The following is an 18,449-nucleotide window of genomic DNA, read 5'->3' on the forward strand; positions in this document are numbered from 1 at the left end:
TTTTCCGCCGCCCGCCCGCCCGAGCCCCCCCCCCACAACACCGCGCCCCCCCCCCCCCCCCGGGCCCCGCCCCAGGCCGTGCTCGTCGGCGGCGAGGCCGGCGTCGGCAAGACCCGTCTCATCGAGGAGCTGCACCGGGCGGCCTGCGGCGAGCAGGCCGTCGTCGCGATCGGCGGATGCGTCGAGATCGGCGCGGACGGACTCCCGTTCGCGCCCTTCTCGACCGCCCTGCGCTCGCTGCGCCGCCGGCTGCCCGACGAGCTGATGGCCGCGGCCGAGGGCCAGCAGGACGAGCTGGCGAGGATCCTGCCCGAGCTGGGCCACTCCGACCGGGACGCGCTGGGCGAGGACGGCACCGCCCGCCTCTTCGAGCTGACCGCACGCCTGCTGGAGCGGCTGGCCGCCGACCGTACGATCGTGCTCATCCTGGAGGACCTGCACTGGGCGGACACCTCCACCCGCCATCTGCTCGCCTATCTCTTCCGCTCCCTGCGCCGCGGCCGGCTCGTCGTGATCGGCACCTACCGCGCCGACGACCTGCACCGCCGCCACCCGCTGCGCCCCCTCCTCGCCGAGCTGGACCGGCTGCGCTCCGTCCGCAGGATCGAACTGCCCCGCTTCAACCGCGCCGAGGTGCGCGGCCAGCTCACCGGCATCCTCGCCGCCGAGCCGGACCCCGACCTGCTGGAGCAGATCTTCGAACGCTCCGACGGAAACGCCTTCTTCGTGGAGGAGCTGGCCTGCTCCATCGGCTCCGGCTGCCGTACCGGACTCAGCGACTCCCTGCGCGATCTGCTGCTCGTACGGGTCGAGACGCTGCCCGAGGACTCCCAGCGCGTCGCCAGGATCGTCGCCGAGGGCGGCACCACCGTCGAGTACCGGCTGCTGCTGGCCGTCGCCGGGCTCCCCGAGGACGAGCTGATCGAGGCGCTGCGGGCCGCCGTCGGCGCCAGCATCCTGCTGCCGACGGCGGACGGCGACGGATACCGCTTCCGCCACTCCCTCGTCCGCGAGGCGGTCAGCGACGACCTGCTGCCCGGCGAGCGCTCCCGGCTCAACCGCAGATACGCGGAGGTGCTGGAGGCCGGCCCCTCGCTCGTCAGGGCCGACGAGCGGGCGACCCGCCTCGCCAGCCACTGGTACCACGCGCACGACCCGGCGAAGGCGCTGCCCGCCGTACTCCTCGCCTCCGTGGAGGCCCGCGAGCGGTACGCGCACGCCGAACAACTGAGCCTGCTCGAACGGGCCATGGAGCTGTGGGACGACGCCCCGAGGGAGGTGCGGGCCACCCTGCGGCCACCGGACGACATCGAGGTCTACCCGCCCTGCGGCGGCCCCGCCGAGTCGTCACCGCTGCGCTATCTCGACCTCATGGCCGAGGCGACGGTCGCCGCGCGCTCCAGCGGCGAGCGCGAACGCGCCCTGGCGATAGCCAAGAAGGCCATGCGCTTCCTGGAGGGCGAGTCGGAGGGGAAGGACCCGCTGCGCGCCGCCTGGTTCTGGATCCAGCGCTCCCGGCTCGTCCAGGACCTCACCCGGAGCGACGGCTGGCGCGAGCTGGCCAACGCCCAGGAGCTGGTACGCGGACTCCAGCCGTCCGCCGTGCACGCGGAGGTCCTCGCCAACGTCGCCTCCTGGGGCGCCCTGCACCGGCCGGGGCCGGAGAGCCTGGCCACCGCCGACCGGGCCGTGGAGTACGCCCGGCTCGTCGGCGCCGAACACACCGAACTGCACGCCCGGATCACCCGGGGCTGGCTCACCGCCGACGCGGGCGGCGTCGAGGAGGGCATCGCCGAGATCTACGCGGCCCGCGACCGGGCCACCGAGCTGGGCGCCGTCGCCATCCTGGGCCGTGCCGGCAACAACCTGCCGTCCACGCTGGAGAGCATGGGCCGCTCGGAGGAGGCGGTGACCACCGCCCGCGAGGGCATCGCCTTCAGCCACCGGCGCGGACTCACCGACACGGAGGCGTGGGTCCGCACGAATCTGGCCCAGTCCCTCTTCTCCCTGGGCCGCTGGACGGAGGCGGACACCGTCCTCGACGAGACGGTGGAGCTGGCCCGCTCCCACAAGGCGCGCGCCCTGCTCGCCGTACGACGCGCCGAACTCGCCCTGTTCAGAGGCGACTTCGAGGAGGCGCGGCGCCAAGTTGAGCTGAACCGCGCCGTCATGGGCACCCATGACCTCCAGCCGCAGCACGTCATCACCCCGGTCCGGCTGTCGATGGCCATGGCCGCCCGGCGCGGCGCACTGGCCGAGGCGCGGGCCGAGTTCGCGCGGACCGCCACGGACGGCTTCCCGATCGGCACCCATCGGTACGCGCTGCCGCTGCTCTGTACGGCGGCGGCGATCGAGGCGGACGCCCGAGGGCTCCCCGGCGCCGAGGCGGGCCGCGCGGAGGTGCTGGCCACGGTCCGCACCCATGCCAAGCGGCTGCCGACCCTGGTCCCCGTCTGGGCGGCGTACGGGCTGCTGCTGGAGGCCGAACTGGCGCGCGCGGACGGCACGGACGGCCCGGCGCTCTGGGCGCGCGCGGTCCAGGCGTTCGGCGCCGTGGAGCGCCCCTACGAGCTGGCGCTCACCCGGCTGCGGTGGGCGGCGGCGCTGCTCGACGCGGGCGCCGGCCGCACCGACGCGGCGGCCCTGCTCGACCAGGCGCACACCACTGCGGCGGAGCTCGGCGCGCGCCCGCTGGCCGAGGCGGTCACCCAGCTCGCCGGGCGGGCCAGGATCGGCCTCGGCGCCTCGGCCGACGGTGGTACGGGACGGGCCTCGGGCCGGGCACCGGAGGGCCGGACCGGCGGGGGAGACCGGCGGGCCGCCGACGATCCGCTGCGCGAACTGGGGCTCACCCGCCGCGAGCAGGACGTCCTGCGGCTGGTCTCGGCCGGGCACAGCAACCGCAGGATCGCGGAGGAGCTGTACATATCCCCGAAGACCGCCAGCGTCCACGTCTCCAACATCCTGGCGAAACTGGGGGTCTCGGGAAGGACGGAAGCGGCGGCGCTCGCGCACCGGCTGCGCCTCTTCCCCGACCTGGCGGCCTGAATACGGCGCGCTATCGCGCGTCGTCCGCCGCCGTCGCGGATGCTCCCGCGGAATCGTCGGGAACCCGTATCGTGACCTTTCCCGAGGAGAGGTCTATGGGCCCCCGACCGGGGTCGTTGTCATCGACATCCACCCTGCTCAGTTCCAGTCGTTTCTGTTCCTCGTGCGTGTGTTTGCGGCCCGGGGCGAAGATCTCCTCGATCATGTTGAACACGGTATTCCCACCCTCCCGATACGCGACGTGATACGCGACGCCGCGGAACTACGAGACCTCCAGCAGAAGGATCCGGTCGTCGCCCGGTCCCGGCGTGCCCCGGGTGTCGGTCTCGCTGGTCACGAGCCACATCCGGTTGCCCCCGGCGGCCAGTACCGTCCGCAGACGGCCGTGGTCCCCCTTGAGAAACGCCTGCGGGTCGGCCGAGGATTCCCGCCCCGCCAGCGGAATCCGCCAGAGCCGCTCACCGCGCAGCCCCGCCATCCAGACCGAGCCCGCCACGTACGCGATTCCGCTGGGCGACGCCTCGTCCGTACTCCACTGCTCCACCGGGTCCACGTACCCCGGCTTCCCGGCCTTTCCCTCGGCGACCGGCCAGCCGTAATTCTTCCCCGGCTCGATCAGATTCAGCTCATCCCAGGTGTTCTGCCCGAATTCCGCGGCCCACAGCCGCTTGTCGGAATCCCAGGCCAGGCCCTGCACATTGCGGTGACCCAGCGAATAGACCAGTGAATCCGCCTCGGGATTCCCGTGCACCGGCTGACCGTCCGGTGTCATCCGCAGGATCTTCCCGGCCAGTGACTCCTTGTCCTGGGCGAGCCCGGTGTCCCCCGTCTCGCCGGTGCCCACGTACAGCATCTTGTCCGGTCCGAAGGCGATCCGGCCGCCGTTGTGGATGGTGCCCTTGGGGATGCCCCGCAGCACCGTGTCGGGCGCGCCCAACTGCTGCCCGGCGGGCTTCTTGGTGTCGTGGAACATCCGCGCGACCCGGTTGTCCCCCGCGGTGGTGAAGTACGCGTAGACCAACTGGTCCGAGGCGTAGCCGGGGGAGACCGCGATCCCCAGCAGCCCGCCCTCCCCGGCCGGGGCGACCCCGGGCACCGAACCGATCGGGGTCTTCCGGCCCGTCTCCGCGTCGATCCGGGTGATCGTCCCCTCGTCGCGTGAGGAGACCAGCAGATCGCCGTCCGGCAGCGCCGCGAGCCCCCACGGCGAGGCGAGCCCCTCGGTGAGCGTCGAGACCACCTCGACCGTGCCCTTCGCGGGCGCGGGGGACGCGCTGGGCGCCGCCTCCTCCGACGCCTTCCCCGAGGCCGGGGCGGACGCCGCCGACGACGAGGGGCCGCGTTCGAACGCGGGGCCCACCCCCTCGTCGGAGGAGCACCCCGTCGCCAGGAGAAGGGCGACGGCGGCCCCCACGGCCGTCCCTGCTGAACGCTTCACGGTCCCGGTCCCTTCGACGGCTGCGGCTCTACCTGTTCTTACACCGCGTGCCCCGTGAAGGTTCCCCGACTCGGGAACCGATTCCGCCGACCCGGACCCGTATGCGGGCCCACGGGGGGACGCGTACGCCGGTACGGGGCTACTCCCAGGAGGCGCGCACCGGCGGCAGGGCCGCGATTTCGGCCATGTCGCGCGCCGTCAGCGCCAGTTCCGCCGCCCGCGCGTTCTCCACCGCCCACGCCTCCCGCTTGGTCCCCGGCACCGGCACCACATGGCGCCCCCGCCCCAGCACCCACGCCAGCGCCACCTGCGCGGGCGTGGCCCCGTACCGCCGCGCCACCCGCCTGAGCCCCACCACCAGCGGCTGGTTCGCGGCCATCATCTCCGCCGTGAACCGCGGATGCCGGGCGCGCGGGTCGTCCGGCTCGAACCCCTGCCCCGGGGTGAGCGTCCCCGTCAGGAACCCGTTGCCCAGCGGCATCGCCGCCAGGAAGCCGACACCCCGCGACTCGCACCACGGCAGCAGCCGGTCCAGCGCCTCGGGAGACCACACCGACAGCTCCGCCTCCACCGCGCTCACCGGGAACACCTGCTGCACGCGCTCCAACTGGCGGATCGTTTCCGCGTACGGCCGCCCGCCGGGGCCGCGGCGCGCCGCCCGGGCCCCCGCGCCGACCGCCCGCGCGTCCACCGCGCACAGCCCCAGCGCCCGTACCTTCCCCGCCCCGACCAGCTCGGCCATCGCCCCCCAGGTCTCCTCGACGGGTATCTCCGGATCGGCGCGGTGGAGCTGGTAGAGGTCGATCACATCGGTCTGGAGCCGCCGCAGCGAGGCGTCGCAGGCCCGCCGTACGTACGCCGGGCGGCCGTTGGCCACGAGGTGCTGGTCGCCCACGAGCAGCCCGCACTTGGTGGAGACGAAGGCGTCCGCCCGCCGCCGCCCGAGCACCCGGCCCAGCAGCAGCTCATTGGTGAACGGGCCGTACATGTCGGCCGTGTCGAGCAGGCTCGTCCCGGCGTCCAGCGCCGCGTGCACCGTGCGCAACGCGCGCTCGCCGTGCTGCTGGGAGGTGGTGTAGGCCCAGTGCATCGGCATGCAGCCGAGCCCCACCGCACCCACTTCGAGCGCCGCCGCACCGATCGTCCTGCGCTCCAACGCCGTACCCCTCCTCGTGCCGCCTTCAGGCCAGGGCCTCCCGTGCCGATCCCGCTGGGCCCGATCCGAACGAGAGACCCTAACCCCACCGATCTGCCGGTCCCGTCTCCAGTACCCGTCCGAAGATCCTCTCCGGGCCCCGCCCCGGGCCCCGTTCCGGGGGGCGTCGCATAGCCTCCTGACCATGACTCCTGACGTATGGCTCCCGATTCCGGCCGAGACGATCGAAGGACTCCCGGAGGGACCCCGGTACCTCCACTGGGACGGTGAGGACGCGTTCCCCGCCGACCCCGCCGACTGCGCCTTCTACGTCGTGCCGTACATGCGGCCCCCGGAGGTGTCGATACGGCCGCTCGCCGCGATGACGTCCGTACGCGTCGTCCAGACGCTCTCCGCCGGGATCGACCATGTCGCGCCCGCCCTCGGCACGCTGCCCGCCGGGGTGCGGCTGTGCAACGCCAAGGGCGTCCACGAGGCCAGCACGGCCGAACTCGCCCTCACCCTCACGCTCGCCTCCCTGCGCGGCGTCCCCGGCTTCGTACGGGGCCAGGACCGCGAGGAGTGGCGTTCCGGGTTCCGGCCGGCGCTCGCCGACCGGTCGGTCCTGATCGTCGGCTACGGCTCGATCGGCGCGGCCATCGAGGACCGGCTCACTCCGTTCGAGTGCGCGCGGGTGGTGCGCGTCGCGCGCTCCGCACGCACCACGGAGCGCGGGGCGGTGCACGCGTTCACGGAACTGCCCGCGCTGCTGCCCGACGCGGATGTCGTGATTCTCTCCACGCCGCTCACCGAGGGGACGAAGGGCCTGGTGGGAGCCGAGTTCCTGGCGCGTATGAAGGACGGCGCCCTGCTGGTGAACGTCGCGCGCGGCGCCGTCGTCGACACCAAGGCGCTCCTCGCGGAGCTGGAGAGTGGCCGGATCGAAGCCGCGCTCGATGTGACCGACCCGGAACCGCTGCCCGCGGGGCATCCGCTCTGGCATGCTCCGGGTGTCCTCATCAGCCCCCACGTCGGCGGACCCACCTCGGCCTTCCTGCCGCGCGCCAAGCGCCTGCTGGCCGGCCAGCTCACCCGGTTCGCCGCCGGGGAAGAGGTGCGGAACGTCGTCCTGACGACGGAAGGACCGACCGGACCGACGGAAGGACCGACCGGATCACCCGCCGCCTGACCCCCCGCCCGCGGCTCCGTCCGCACCGCCCCCGCCGGCGCCCGTGGCGCCGTCCCGGCCCGTCCGCGGAGCCCCCCGGCGCCGCCGTGCGCGCCGCCGCGCGCACGCCCCGCCACCACGCTCCGCACCCGTCCGGACACCCTCGATACCGACAACTCCGCTGGTCGTCACGGAGAGTAGAAGAACTATGGCCCTGAGTGACGAGTCTGGTGTATCGTCCCGATCTGGGGGCTGTGCCGCGCGTGGGACGGGGCAGCGGAGTGACAGGAATCCGAGGGGGGCGACGGGCTATGTACGGCCAATGGACGAACGATCCGACGCGGCAGGGGTGTCGGCGGCGACGACCTCCGGACACCGCGGCGCGCGATCCGCGCCTGCCGGCGGTGACGGAGACGGTGACGTCATCCGGGGCCATCCGGTGAGCGCCGAGGGCGTGTTCGTGAGCGGGCGCCAGATCTCCGGCGGGAGCAAGGGGCTGGTCGCCCAGCTCCTCCTCGCCCTGATCTGTGCCGGTTACGCGGCCGGCGCCGCGGTGGGCTGGGGTTCGGAGAAACTCGCCCTGATCATGGGTGACTTCGGACTGAGCCTCGCGGCTCTGATCGCCGCGGTCTCCTGCTTCTTCTACGCACGCGGCCACACCAGCCGCTTCCGGCCCGCGTGGCTGCTGTTCTCCTTCTCCTCCGCGATGGCCTCGGCGGGCAACGCGGTCTGGGGCTGGTACGAGGTGATCCTCGAAGAGCCCGTACCCAGCCCCAGCCTCGCGGACCTCTTCTTCCTCTGCTTCGCGCCCCCCGCCATCGTCGGCCTGCTCGTCCTCGCCAAACGGCCGGTCAGCAAGGCCGGCTGGGTCTGCCTCGCGCTGGACTCCTGGCTGATCGGCGGCTCGCTGCTCACGCTCTCCTGGAGCCTCGCCCTCGCCCGCACCGCGCAGTTCCAGGGCGAGAGCGTCACCCAGGCCGCGCTCTCGCTCGCCTACCCGCTGCTGGACATCGTCCTCGTCAGCATGGTGCTCGCCCTGCACTTCCGTAAGGCCGCGGGCAGCCGCTCCGCGGTCAACACCGCGATCGCCGCGCTCGCCCTGACGGTGCTCTGCGACGCTCTGTTCACCTCACCGCTGCTGCGCGAGACCTACCGCTCGGGACAGCTCCTGGACGCCGGCTGGTTCGCCGGGTCGCTGCTCCTCGCGTACGCGCCCTGGGGCGTCCGGCGCCTCCCCGAGCCCAGCACCCCCGCCACGCCCCGCGAGGACCGCCACACCCGGCACTCCACGCCGATCGCGGGCTCCCTGGCCGCGCTCACGCCGTATCTCGCCGCGGCCGTGTGCACGCTGGGGATCCTGTACAACGTCACCGAGGGCCGCAAGGTCGACCGTGTGGTCGTCCTCACCGGCTGCACGGTCGTGCTCGCCCTGGTGGTCCGGCAGGGCATCATGCTCGTCGACAACATCGCCCTCACCCATGAACTGGCCCACAAGGAGAGCCACTTCCGCTCCCTGGTCCAGGGGTCCAGCGATGTCATCATGATCGCCGCGCCCTCCGGGATACTCCGCTACGTGAGCCCCGCCGCCACCGGCGTCTACGGGCGCGAGGCCGAGGATCTCGTCGGCGCCGAACTCGCCTCGATCATCCACCCCGACGACCTCGGCCGGGTCGTCCACGAAGTACGGCGCTTCCTGGCCGCCCCTCCCGCCGACGAGCCCACGACCCGCATCGAGTGCCGCTTCCGCTCCGGTACCGGCGACTGGCTCAACGTGGAGTCCACCGTCAACCGCCACCAGGGCGGACTGATCTTCAACAGCCGGGACGTCACCGAACGGGTCCGCCTCCAGGCACAGCTCCAGCACAACGCCGAGCACGACCCGCTCACCGACCTGCCCAACCGGGCGCTCTTCACCCAGCGGGTCAGGCAGGCCCTCTCCGGCCGCCGTACGACCGACCCCGGCACGGCGGTGCTCTTCATCGACCTCGACGGCTTCAAGGGCGTCAACGACCGCCTGGGGCATCAGGTGGGGGACGAACTCCTGATCCTCGCCGCCCACCGGCTCCAGGACTCCGTCCGGGCGGGCGACACCGCCGCCCGGCTCGGCGGCGACGAGTTCGCCGCCATCGTCCTCGGCGACGGCTCCGGCGACCAGACGGCCCGGGAGTACCAGGTCCACGAGATCGCCGACCGGCTGCGCCTCAAGCTCTCCCAGCCCTACAAGATCGACGGCAACGACGTCCGTGTCGCCGCCTCCATCGGCGTCGCCTTCGCCGAGCCCGGCATAACCCCCACCGACCTCATGCGCAACGCGGACCTCGCCATGTACCGCGCCAAGGCGGGCGGCAAGAACCGCGTCGAGATGTACGCGCCCCAGATGCAGGCCGACGTGGTCCGCAGGACCGAGCTGGCCGCCAGACTGCGCACCGCGCTGCACGACGGCGAGTTCACCCTGCTCCACCAGCCCGTGGTGCACCTCACCTCGGGCCGGGTCTCCGCCGTCGCCGCCCAGGCCCGCTGGCGCTCCGCCCAGGGCATCCTCTTCACCCCCGCCGAGTTCCTGCGCGGCTCCGACGACGGCGACCGCACCTCGGAGCTGGGCCACTGGCTCCTCGAAGAAGCCGTCAAGCAGGCCGCCGAACGCGCCGGGATGGGCTACTCCGCGCCCGTCTCCGTACGGATCCCGGCCCGCAAGCTCCTCGACAAGTCCCTCCCGCTCAGCTCCGTGGAAGCCCTGCTGATGCGCCACGACCTGCCCTCCGGGGCCCTGATGATCGAGCTGTCCGACAACGACCCGCGCGCCTCCCTGGACGAGCTGGAGCACCGCCTCGTCGCACTGCGCCGCCTCGGCGTCAGGATCGCGCTCGACGGCTTCGGCAGCGGGTACGCGGCGATGAACGCGCTGCGCCGCCTCCCCGTCGACGTACTGAAACTGGACCGCGGTCTGGTCGAGGGCGTCGTCGAGTCCGGCCGGCTCCACAAGATCACCGCCGGGCTGCTGCGGATCGCCTGCGACCTGGGCATGCAGTCCGTCGCCGAGGGGGTGGACCTCCCCGAACAGGTGACCGCCCTGCGCGCCATGGGGTGCACCCACGGCCAGGGCATGGCCTTCTCCGGGCCGCTCGACGAGTACCGGCTGCGCCGCGCCCTGGTGGCCGGTTCCTACCCCATGCCCAGCACCAACGCGCTGCCCGTCCTCGCCGGCACCGGTGGCGCACTGCCCGTACGGCGGCCCCGGCAGCCCGTCTCCGACCGGATTCCCCGGCCCCCGGTCCGCTCAAATACTGAGACTCCCGTCCCACCCACTTGACAGCCGGGGCGCGCCGGAGGGAGGGTCATTTCCATGCGCACCCGAATTCTCGTACTTGGACAGCGCGTCGGCTGACGCAGAGCCCCCTTCCCGCTCTGCAGACCGCACCGACGCGCTCCCCTCGCCTGCCTCACGGCACGAGGGGTTTTTTGTTGCACCGGCACACCACAAACCTCGCAAAAACCCTCAGCTTCGAGAAGAGAATGCCGATGACCGAGCAGGCCACCGGGGCCCACCATCCGCAGCCGCGGGCCCGTAACGGCGGACCGTCCTCCGCCTCAGTCGAGCACGTCACGGGCGCGCAGTCGCTCATCCGGTCTCTTGAAGAGGTGGGCGCCGAGATCGTATTCGGCATCCCCGGGGGCGCCATCCTCCCCGCGTACGACCCGATGATGGACTCCACCCGCGTCCGGCACGTCCTCGTCCGCCACGAGCAGGGCGCGGGCCACGCCGCGACCGGCTACGCCCAGGCCACCGGCAAGGTCGGCGTCTGCATGGCCACCTCGGGGCCCGGCGCCACCAACCTGGTCACCCCGATCGCCGACGCGCACATGGACTCGGTGCCGCTCGTCGCGATCACCGGCCAGGTGGCGAGCAAGGCCATCGGCACGGACGCCTTCCAGGAGGCGGACATCTGCGGCATCACGATGCCGATCACCAAGCACAACTTCCTCGTCACCAAGGCCGAGGACATCCCGCGGACCATCGCCGAGGCGTTCCACATCGCCTCCACGGGCCGGCCGGGCCCCGTCCTGGTCGACATCGCCAAGGACGCCCTCCAGGCCCGTACGTCCTTCTCCTGGCCGCCCACCCAGGACCTGCCGGGCTACCGTCCGGTGACCAAGCCGCACGCCAAGCAGATCCGCGAGGCCGCCCGGCTGATCACCCAGGCCGAGCGCCCCGTCCTGTACGTCGGCGGCGGCGTCATCAAGGCCGGCGCCACCGCGGAGCTGAAGGTCCTCGCCGAGCTGACCGGCGCCCCCGTCACCACCACCCTGATGGCGCTGGGCGCCTTCCCCGACAGCCACCCGCTGCACGTGGGGATGCCGGGCATGCACGGTTCGGTCACCGCCGTCACCGCGCTCCAGAAGGCCGACCTGATCGTCGCCCTCGGCGCCCGCTTCGACGACCGCGTCACCGGCAAGCTGGACAGCTTCGCGCCGTACGCCAAGATCGTCCACGCGGACATCGACCCCGCCGAGATCGGCAAGAACCGCATCGCGGACGTGCCGATCGTCGGGGACGCCCGCGAGGTCCTGGCCGACCTCGTCCAGGCCGTCCAGGCGGAGCACACCGAAGGCCATGTCGGCGGTGCCGCCCAGGGCAAGTACGCCGCGTGGTGGCGCGACCTCGACCGCTGGCGCGCGACCTACCCCCTCGGCTACGAGCAGCCCGGCGACGGCTCCCTCTCGCCGCAGCAGGTCATCCAGCGCGTCGGGCAGCTCGCGCCGGAGGACACGATCTTCGCCGCGGGCGTCGGCCAGCACCAGATGTGGGCCGCGCACTTCATCGAGTACGAGAAGCCCGCCACCTGGCTGAACTCCGGCGGCGCCGGGACCATGGGATACGCCGTCCCGGCGGCCATGGGCGCCAAGGCCGGGCAGCCGGACCGTACCGTCTGGGCGATCGACGGCGACGGCTGCTTCCAGATGACCAACCAGGAACTCACGACCTGCGCGCTCAACAACATCCCGATCAAGGTCGCGATCATCAACAACGGGGCGCTCGGGATGGTCCGCCAGTGGCAGACCCTCTTCTACAACCAGCGCTACTCCAACACCGTCCTGCACGCGGGGGCGGACAACGGCGGCGGCCCCAGCGGCGGCACCCGCGTCCCGGACTTCGTCAAGCTGTCCGAGGCCATGGGCTGTGTCGCCCTGCGCTGCGAGTCCCCGGACGATCTCGACGCGGTCATCGCCAAGGCCAACGCCATCAACGACCGCCCCGTCGTGGTCGACTTCATCGTCCACGAGGACGCCCAGGTGTGGCCGATGGTCGCCGCCGGCACCTCCAACGACGAGGTCATGGCCGCCCGGGGCATCCGCCCCGACTTCGGCGACAGCGCCGACGACTGAGCCGCGAGAACGAGAGAAGAGACCGACACATGACCAGGCACACGCTCTCCGTTCTGGTGGAGAACACCCCCGGCATCCTCGCCCGGATCGCCGCGCTGTTCTCCCGCCGCGGTTTCAACATCGACTCGCTCGCCGTCGGTGTCACCGAACACCCCGACATCTCCCGCATCACCATTGTGGTCAATGTCGAGGAACTGCCCCTGGAGCAGGTGACGAAGCAGCTCAACAAGCTGGTGAACGTCCTGAAGATCGTCGAACTCGAGCCCGGCGCTGCGATCCAGCGCGAGCTCGTCCTGGTGAAGGTCCGCGCCGACAACGAGACCCGCTCCCAGATCGTCGAGATCGTCCAGCTCTTCCGCGCCAAGACCGTCGACGTGTCACCCGACGCGGTCACGATCGAGGCCACCGGATCGAGTGACAAGCTCGACGCCATGCTCAAGATGCTGGAGCAGTTCGGCGTCAAGGAGCTGGTGCAGTCCGGGACGATCGCCATAGGGCGTGGCGCGCGGTCCATCACGGACCGCAGCCTGCGGGCCCTGGACCGCAGCGCCTGACGCCCCTCGCCACGAGAGGCGAACAGGACCCCGCCCGGTCCGGTTCGAATACCGAGACCGGGAGACCGGCTTCGCCCACCCGCCGTACGGTGGGACGGAAGCTGCGACATTTCACAGAAGTGCACACCAAGGAGAAGACCCAGTGGCCGAGCTGTTCTACGACGACGATGCCGACCTGTCCATCATCCAGAACCGCAAGGTCGCGGTCATCGGTTACGGCAGCCAGGGCCACGCCCACGCGCTGTCGCTCCGTGACTCGGGTGTCGACGTCCGGGTCGGCCTGCACGAGGGCTCCAAGTCCAAGGCCAAGGCCGAGGAGCAGGGTCTGCGGGTCGTGACGCCCGCCGAGGCCGCCGCCGAGGCCGACGTCATCATGATCCTGGTGCCGGACCCGATCCAGGCCCAGGTGTACGAGGAGTCCGTCAAGGACCACCTGAAGGACGGCGACGCGCTGTTCTTCGGCCACGGCCTCAACATCCGCTACGGCTTCATCAAGCCGCCGGCCAATGTCGATGTCGCGATGGTCGCCCCCAAGGGCCCGGGCCACCTGGTGCGCCGCCAGTACGAGGAGGGCCGCGGCGTTCCGTGCATCGCCGCCGTCGAGCAGGACTTCTCGGGTTCGGCGTTCGCGCTGGCCCTCTCCTACGCGAAGGGCATCGGCGGCACCCGCGCCGGCGTCATCAAGACGACCTTCACCGAGGAGACCGAGACCGACCTGTTCGGTGAGCAGGCCGTGCTCTGCGGCGGTACCGCCGCGCTGGTCAAGGCGGGCTTCGAGACGCTGACCGAGGCCGGCTACCAGCCGGAGATCGCGTACTTCGAGTGCCTCCACGAGCTGAAGCTGATCGTGGACCTCATGTACGAGGGCGGCCTGGAGAAGATGCGCTGGTCGGTCTCCGAGACCGCCGAGTGGGGCGACTACGTCAGCGGCCCGCGCGTCATCACCGACCAGACCAAGGTCGAGATGAAGAAGATCCTGGCTGAGATCCAGGACGGTACGTTCGCCAAGAACTGGATGGACGAGTACCACGGCGGTCTGAAGAAGTACAACGAGTACAAGAAGGCCGACAGCGACAGCCTGCTGGCGACGACCGGCGCCGAGCTGCGCAAGCTCATGAGCTGGGTCGACGACGAGGACGCGTAACACCGTGGGCGGGCGGCCCCGGACCGGCTCCCTCTCCTCCGGACACACCGGGGGAGAGGGCCGGGCCGGGGCCGCCCGCCCCTCGTCGACGCACGGCGCACCGCCGCCTGGCCGCACGTTCGAGTGATCCTGCCGTACGGGCGGAAACGCAGCCCATGGCAGCACTACACTGCTCAACACATACGCGTCAGGCCCACAGCGTCGTGCGTCTTTCACGCGGTTAGGGCGCGCTCCGCCCTAGGACCCCTCCACCGCATGCGGCCGTCGGGACGGCCGTCCGCAATGGGACTTGTGAGGACTCACGTGAGCTCGAAACCTGTCGTACTCATCGCTGAAGAGCTTTCGCCCGCCACCGTCGACGCGCTCGGTCCGGATTTCGAGATCCGGCACTGCAACGGCGCCGACCGCGCGGAGCTGCTTCCTGCCATCGCCGACGTGGACGCGATCCTCGTCCGCTCCGCGACCAAGGTCGACGCGGAGGCCGTGGCCGCGGCCAGGAAGCTGAGGGTCGTCGCCCGCGCCGGTGTCGGCCTGGACAACGTCGACGTCTCCGCCGCCACGAAGGCCGGCGTGATGGTCGTCAACGCGCCGACGTCGAACATCGTCACCGCCGCCGAGCTGGCCTGCGGTCTGCTGGTGGCCACCGCGCGCCACATCCCGCAGGCCAACACCGCGCTCAAGAACGGTGAGTGGAAGCGCTCCAAGTACACGGGCGTCGAGCTGAGCGAGAAGACCCTCGGTGTCGTCGGTCTGGGCCGGATCGGCGTGCTCGTCGCACAGCGCATGTCCGCCTTCGGCATGAAGATCGTCGCGTACGACCCCTATGTGCAGCCGGCCCGCGCCGCGCAGATGGGCGTCAAGCTGCTGACGCTGGACGAGCTCCTGGAGGTGTCGGACTTCATCACCGTGCACCTGCCCAAGACCCCCGAGACGATCGGTCTCATCGGCGACGAGGCGCTGCACAAGGTCAAGCCGTCGGTCCGGATCGTCAACGCCGCGCGCGGCGGGATCGTCGACGAGGCGGCGCTCGCCTCCGCCCTCAAGGAGGGCCGGGTCGCCGGCGCCGGTCTCGACGTGTACGCGAAGGAGCCCTGCACGGACTCCCCGCTCTTCGAGTTCGACCAGGTCGTCTGTACGCCCCACCTCGGCGCCTCCACCGACGAGGCGCAGGAGAAGGCGGGCGTCGCGGTCGCGCGTTCCGTACGGCTCGCGCTCGCCGGTGAGCTGGTCCCGGACGCGGTCAACGTCCAGGGCGGGGTCATCGCCGAGGACGTACGCCCGGGGCTGCCGCTCGCCGAGAAGCTCGGCCGGATCTTCACCGCCCTCGCGGGCGAGGTCGCGGCCCGGCTCGACGTCGAGGTCTACGGCGAGATCACCCAGCACGATGTGAAGGTGCTCGAACTCTCCGCGCTCAAGGGCGTGTTCGAGGATGTCGTCGCGGAGACGGTCTCGTACGTGAACGCGCCGCTGTTCGCGCAGGAGCGCGGTGTCGAGGTCCGTCTCACCACCTCCAGCGAGTCCCCGAACCACCGCAACGTGGTGACGGTGCGCGGCACGCTCGCGGGCGGCGAGGAGGTCTCGGTCTCCGGCACGCTGGCCGGTCCCAAGCACCTGCTGAAGATCGTCGCCATCGGTGAGTACGACGTGGACCTGGCGCTGGCCGAGCACATGGTCGTCCTGCGGTACGAGGACCGCCCCGGCGTCGTCGGCACGGTCGGCCGGATCCTCGGCGAGGCCGGACTGAACATCGCGGGCATGCAGGTCTCCCGCGCGGAGGAGGGCGGCGAGGCGCTGGTCGTCCTCACCGTCGACGACACGGTCCCGCAGGCCGTGCTCACGGAGATCGCCGCCGAGATCGGCGCGGTCTCGGCCCGTTCGGTGAACCTCACGGACTGACGCTCCCCGTTCTGATCCCGACCGAAGGGGCCCGGGGGGGGCCCCCCCGGCCCGGCGCAACTGACCGCGTCGCTGGGGGAAATGCTGCGGACAGCCGGGCTGGATCCGGCGGCGCTGTCCTACGTGGAGAGCTCCGCGGCGGGCGCGAGCCTCGCGGACGCGACGGAGGTCTCGGCCTTCGCCGAGCTGCTGGTCGGCCGCGGAGTCCCGGTCCCCATGGGCACGGTCAAGCCGAACATCGGGCACGCCGAGGCGGCGGCCGGGCTCGGGCAGCTGATGAAAGTTCTGATGCAACTGCGGCACGGCCGGATCGCGCCGACCCTGGTCTCCGACCGGCCGAATCCACTGGTGGACTGGGCGGACGGGCCGGTGTACGTGCCCCGGAGGGCCATCGGCTGGGAACGGTCCGGCACGCCACGGCGGGCCCTGGTGAACGCCGTCGGCTCGGGCGGCTCCTACGGCCACCTGGTGGTACGAGAAGCAGGAGGGTCCCGATGACCGTGGACTGGACCGTCGGCACACGAGATCCGCACGCCCCCGTCCGGTTGTTCTGCTTCGCGCATGCCGGCGGGGGAAGCACGCTCTTCCTGCCGTGGCGCCGGATGCTGGCGCCGGACATCGACGTGGTCCCGATCGTGCTGCCCGGCCGGGAACGGCGATACCACGAAACGCCGTACACCCGTATGTCGGATCTTGTCGAGGACCTGGTGCCCGCGCTGGAGCCGTTGCTGGACAGGCCCTACGCGCTGTTCGGGCACAGCATGGGCGCGATGGTGGCCTATGAGGCGGCGCAGCGGCTGCGCCCGGCGCCGGGCATGGTGTTCGTCTCCGGCCGGCGGGTGCCCGGGGGGACGGGAGTACGTCATCTGCTCGGCGACCGCGAGTTCCTGGAGGTGCTGACGGGGCTCGGTGGCACACCGTCGGCGGTGCTCGACTCGCCGGACCTGGCGAACCTGTTCCTTCCGTCGCTGCGGGCCGACTTCCGGCTGGTGGAGACGTACCAGCCGACGTCGACGCCGCCCCTGGCGTGCCCGGTGACGGCCCTCACCGGCGACGCCGACCCGGAGGTCGACCCGGCGCAGATGGCACGCTGGGCCGATCTCACGGCCGGGGGCTTCAGCCTGCACGTCTTCCCCGGAGACCACTTCTACTTGAAAGGGCTGCCCGAGTCCCTGCGCCGTACCCTGCTGGACGCGACGGGGCGCCTCATCGAGCAGCCCGCCACACCAAGGCGGAGTTGAACCCCCCGAAGCCGAAGGCGTTCGACACCACCCAGCGCAGCGGGGTGGCGACGGCGGTGTCCCCGACCAGCCTGGGGGCACCGTCGATCGGTGCGCGCAGCCACGGGTCGGGGTGCGCGAAGCCGCCGCGCAGTTGCACCACGGCGGCGACAGCGGACACCAGGCCGGCCGCGGTGAGCGCGTGCCCGGCCAGTCCCTTGACCGCATTGGCCCAGGGCGAGGCGTGGGCGAACACCCGGGCGATGGCGTCGGCCTCGACCCGGTCGCCCAGCGGGGAACCCGTGCCGTGCGTACTGACCAGGTCCACGTCGGCCGGGGCGATGCCGGCGTCCGCCAGGGCCCGGGCCATGGCGTCGGCCTCCCCGTCGACGGTCGGATCGGGCTGGCTGTTCGCGTCCAGCGCGGCGGCGTGCCCCGCCAGTTCAGCCAGTACGTCGGCTCCGTCGCGCATCGCCGCGTCCGCTCTCTCCAGCACCATCGCGGCTGCCGCGGGCCCGTGCACGAACCCGCGGTGCGAGCGGTCGAAGGGACCGCCGGGCCCGCTGCCCTCGGTGGGCACCATGGCGCCCAGGTTCAGGAAACTGCGCAGTTCGGCCGGTGCGGGTTCGGCCAGCGCACCGACGACCAGGCAGGCGTCGGCGACCCCCCACGCGATCAGCCGGGCGCCCTGGATCAGAGCGAGGTTGCCACCGGCCGATGCTCCGCCCACGGTTAGCCCCTCCCCCCTGATGCCGAACGCCGCGCTGAGTGTCGCCACATGGTCGGTGTCTTGGTACTGGAGAGCCAGCCGGGGCGGGACCAGCAGCGGGTCCCGTCCCAGGCGTCCCGCGGCGGCGGCGCTCTGGGCGCCGTTCAGGTTGTTGCCCCCGACCACCACGGCGAGCCGCCGCGGGTCGAGGTCGCGCCGGTGCAGTCCGGCCGCCCGCCATGCCTGACCCGCTACGGCCAGCGACGCGCGGACGGTTCGGGACGTGCGGCTCAGCGCCCCGAGCGGGAGGGACGCCGCCGCGAGTGCCTCGCTCAGCGCGTCGTCGGACAGCGCGGCCCGGTACGGCAGAGCGTCGTTCGCCCCGGTCCGGGCGATCGCGGTGCGGCCCGCGCGGAGCGCGGCGGTGAACCGGTCCGCGTCGGGCCCCAGCGGCGACAGCACGCCGAGTCCGGTGACCGCCGCCCGCATGCCGGCCGGCGTCACCGGTACCGCTCGAACAGGGCGACCAGGTCGCCGACCGGCATGGCCTGGCGGAACTCGGTGATCGGGACGAGCACGTCCAGGTCGTCCATCACGTTGGTGACCACCTCGCTGCGGTCCACGCTGTTGAGGCCGAGCTCAGCGAGCGTCCGGGTGGGCACGATGTCGGCGGGCGCGAGGTCCGGCAGGATCGCGGTCGCGTGGTGGCGGATGGCGGCCAGCACCGCTCCGTCGGTGTGTTCCATGGTGTC

13 protein-coding genes and 1 pseudogene are annotated in these 18,449 nt (G+C 72.1%); 9 read left to right on the forward strand and 5 right to left on the reverse strand.

Annotation, left to right across the window (positions count from 1 at the left end; all coding sequences use genetic code 11):
- Positions 1-69 precede the first annotated feature (69 nt).
- Positions 70-3,048 (forward strand): annotated as a pseudogene (locus ACFXPK_RS10960) (ATP-binding protein); the annotation flags it as partial.
- Positions 3,049-3,058: 10 nt separating this feature from the next.
- Here the strand turns inward: ACFXPK_RS10960 and ACFXPK_RS10965 are convergent.
- From ACFXPK_RS10965 to ACFXPK_RS10975, 3 genes are all read right to left on the reverse strand, one after another.
- Positions 3,059-3,253 carry a DUF6191 domain-containing protein gene (locus ACFXPK_RS10965; RefSeq protein WP_384993090.1) on the reverse strand — a complete coding sequence of 65 codons (195 nt, stop codon included), beginning with the start codon at positions 3,251-3,253 and terminating at the stop codon, positions 3,059-3,061.
- A 57-nt stretch (positions 3,254-3,310) separates the two neighbouring features.
- Positions 3,311-4,486: a PQQ-dependent sugar dehydrogenase gene (locus ACFXPK_RS10970; protein ID WP_385073983.1), complete on the reverse strand. Its 1,176-nt coding sequence runs from the start codon at positions 4,484-4,486 to the stop codon at positions 3,311-3,313.
- A 139-nt stretch (positions 4,487-4,625) separates the two neighbouring features.
- A complete protein-coding gene (locus ACFXPK_RS10975) occupies positions 4,626-5,642 on the reverse strand; it encodes an aldo/keto reductase (RefSeq protein ID WP_385073986.1) in 1,017 nt (338 codons plus the stop codon).
- Positions 5,643-5,826: 184 nt separating this feature from the next.
- Between ACFXPK_RS10975 and ACFXPK_RS10980 the strand changes: the two genes are divergently transcribed.
- The 8 genes from ACFXPK_RS10980 (at position 5,827) to ACFXPK_RS11015 (ending at position 17,009) form a co-directional block, all read left to right on the forward strand.
- Positions 5,827-6,810: a 2-hydroxyacid dehydrogenase gene (locus tag ACFXPK_RS10980; protein ID WP_384993082.1), complete on the forward strand. Its 984-nt coding sequence runs from the start codon at positions 5,827-5,829 to the stop codon at positions 6,808-6,810.
- Positions 6,811-7,228: 418 nt separating this feature from the next.
- Complete coding sequence (locus ACFXPK_RS10985; RefSeq protein ID WP_385074078.1) at positions 7,229-10,099, forward strand: putative bifunctional diguanylate cyclase/phosphodiesterase; 2,871 nt, start codon at positions 7,229-7,231, stop codon at positions 10,097-10,099.
- A 203-nt stretch (positions 10,100-10,302) separates the two neighbouring features.
- Entirely contained in the window at positions 10,303-12,174 is a 1,872-nt protein-coding gene (locus ACFXPK_RS10990) for an acetolactate synthase large subunit (RefSeq protein ID WP_385073989.1), read from the forward strand.
- Positions 12,175-12,203: 29 nt separating this feature from the next.
- A complete protein-coding gene (gene ilvN, locus ACFXPK_RS10995) occupies positions 12,204-12,728 on the forward strand; it encodes an acetolactate synthase small subunit (protein WP_329822124.1) in 525 nt (174 codons plus the stop codon).
- A complete protein-coding gene (gene ilvC, locus ACFXPK_RS11000) occupies positions 12,673-13,872 on the forward strand; it encodes a ketol-acid reductoisomerase (protein WP_384993076.1) in 1,200 nt (399 codons plus the stop codon). Before ilvN ends, ilvC begins: the two co-directional genes overlap by 56 nt.
- Before the next feature lie 303 nt (positions 13,873-14,175).
- A complete protein-coding gene (gene serA, locus ACFXPK_RS11005; RefSeq protein WP_384993073.1) occupies positions 14,176-15,768 on the forward strand; it encodes a phosphoglycerate dehydrogenase in 1,593 nt (530 codons plus the stop codon).
- Positions 15,769-15,828: 60 nt separating this feature from the next.
- A complete protein-coding gene (locus ACFXPK_RS11010) occupies positions 15,829-16,266 on the forward strand; it encodes a hypothetical protein (protein ID WP_385074081.1) in 438 nt (145 codons plus the stop codon).
- The gene (locus ACFXPK_RS11015) at positions 16,263-17,009 is read left to right on the forward strand and encodes a thioesterase II family protein (protein ID WP_384993926.1); all 747 of its coding nucleotides are present in this window, start codon (positions 16,263-16,265) and stop codon (positions 17,007-17,009) included. The genes ACFXPK_RS11010 and ACFXPK_RS11015 overlap by 4 nt, the downstream gene beginning before the upstream one ends.
- Here the strand turns inward: ACFXPK_RS11015 and ACFXPK_RS11020 are convergent.
- On the reverse strand, positions 16,975-18,186 hold the full coding sequence (locus ACFXPK_RS11020) for a beta-ketoacyl synthase N-terminal-like domain-containing protein (RefSeq protein WP_384993923.1): 1,212 nt from the start codon (positions 18,184-18,186) through the stop codon (positions 16,975-16,977). The two genes, ACFXPK_RS11015 and ACFXPK_RS11020, sit on opposite strands and share 35 nt — an antisense overlap.
- Before the next feature lie 11 nt (positions 18,187-18,197).
- Positions 18,198-18,443 carry a phosphopantetheine-binding protein gene (locus ACFXPK_RS11025; RefSeq protein ID WP_042163787.1) on the reverse strand — a complete coding sequence of 82 codons (246 nt, stop codon included), beginning with the start codon at positions 18,441-18,443 and terminating at the stop codon, positions 18,198-18,200.
- Between the last annotated feature and the right edge of the window lie 6 nt (positions 18,444-18,449).

This window comes from Streptomyces sp. NPDC059142, assembly GCF_042755665.1.
GTDB lineage: Bacteria > Actinomycetota > Actinomycetes > Streptomycetales > Streptomycetaceae > Streptomyces.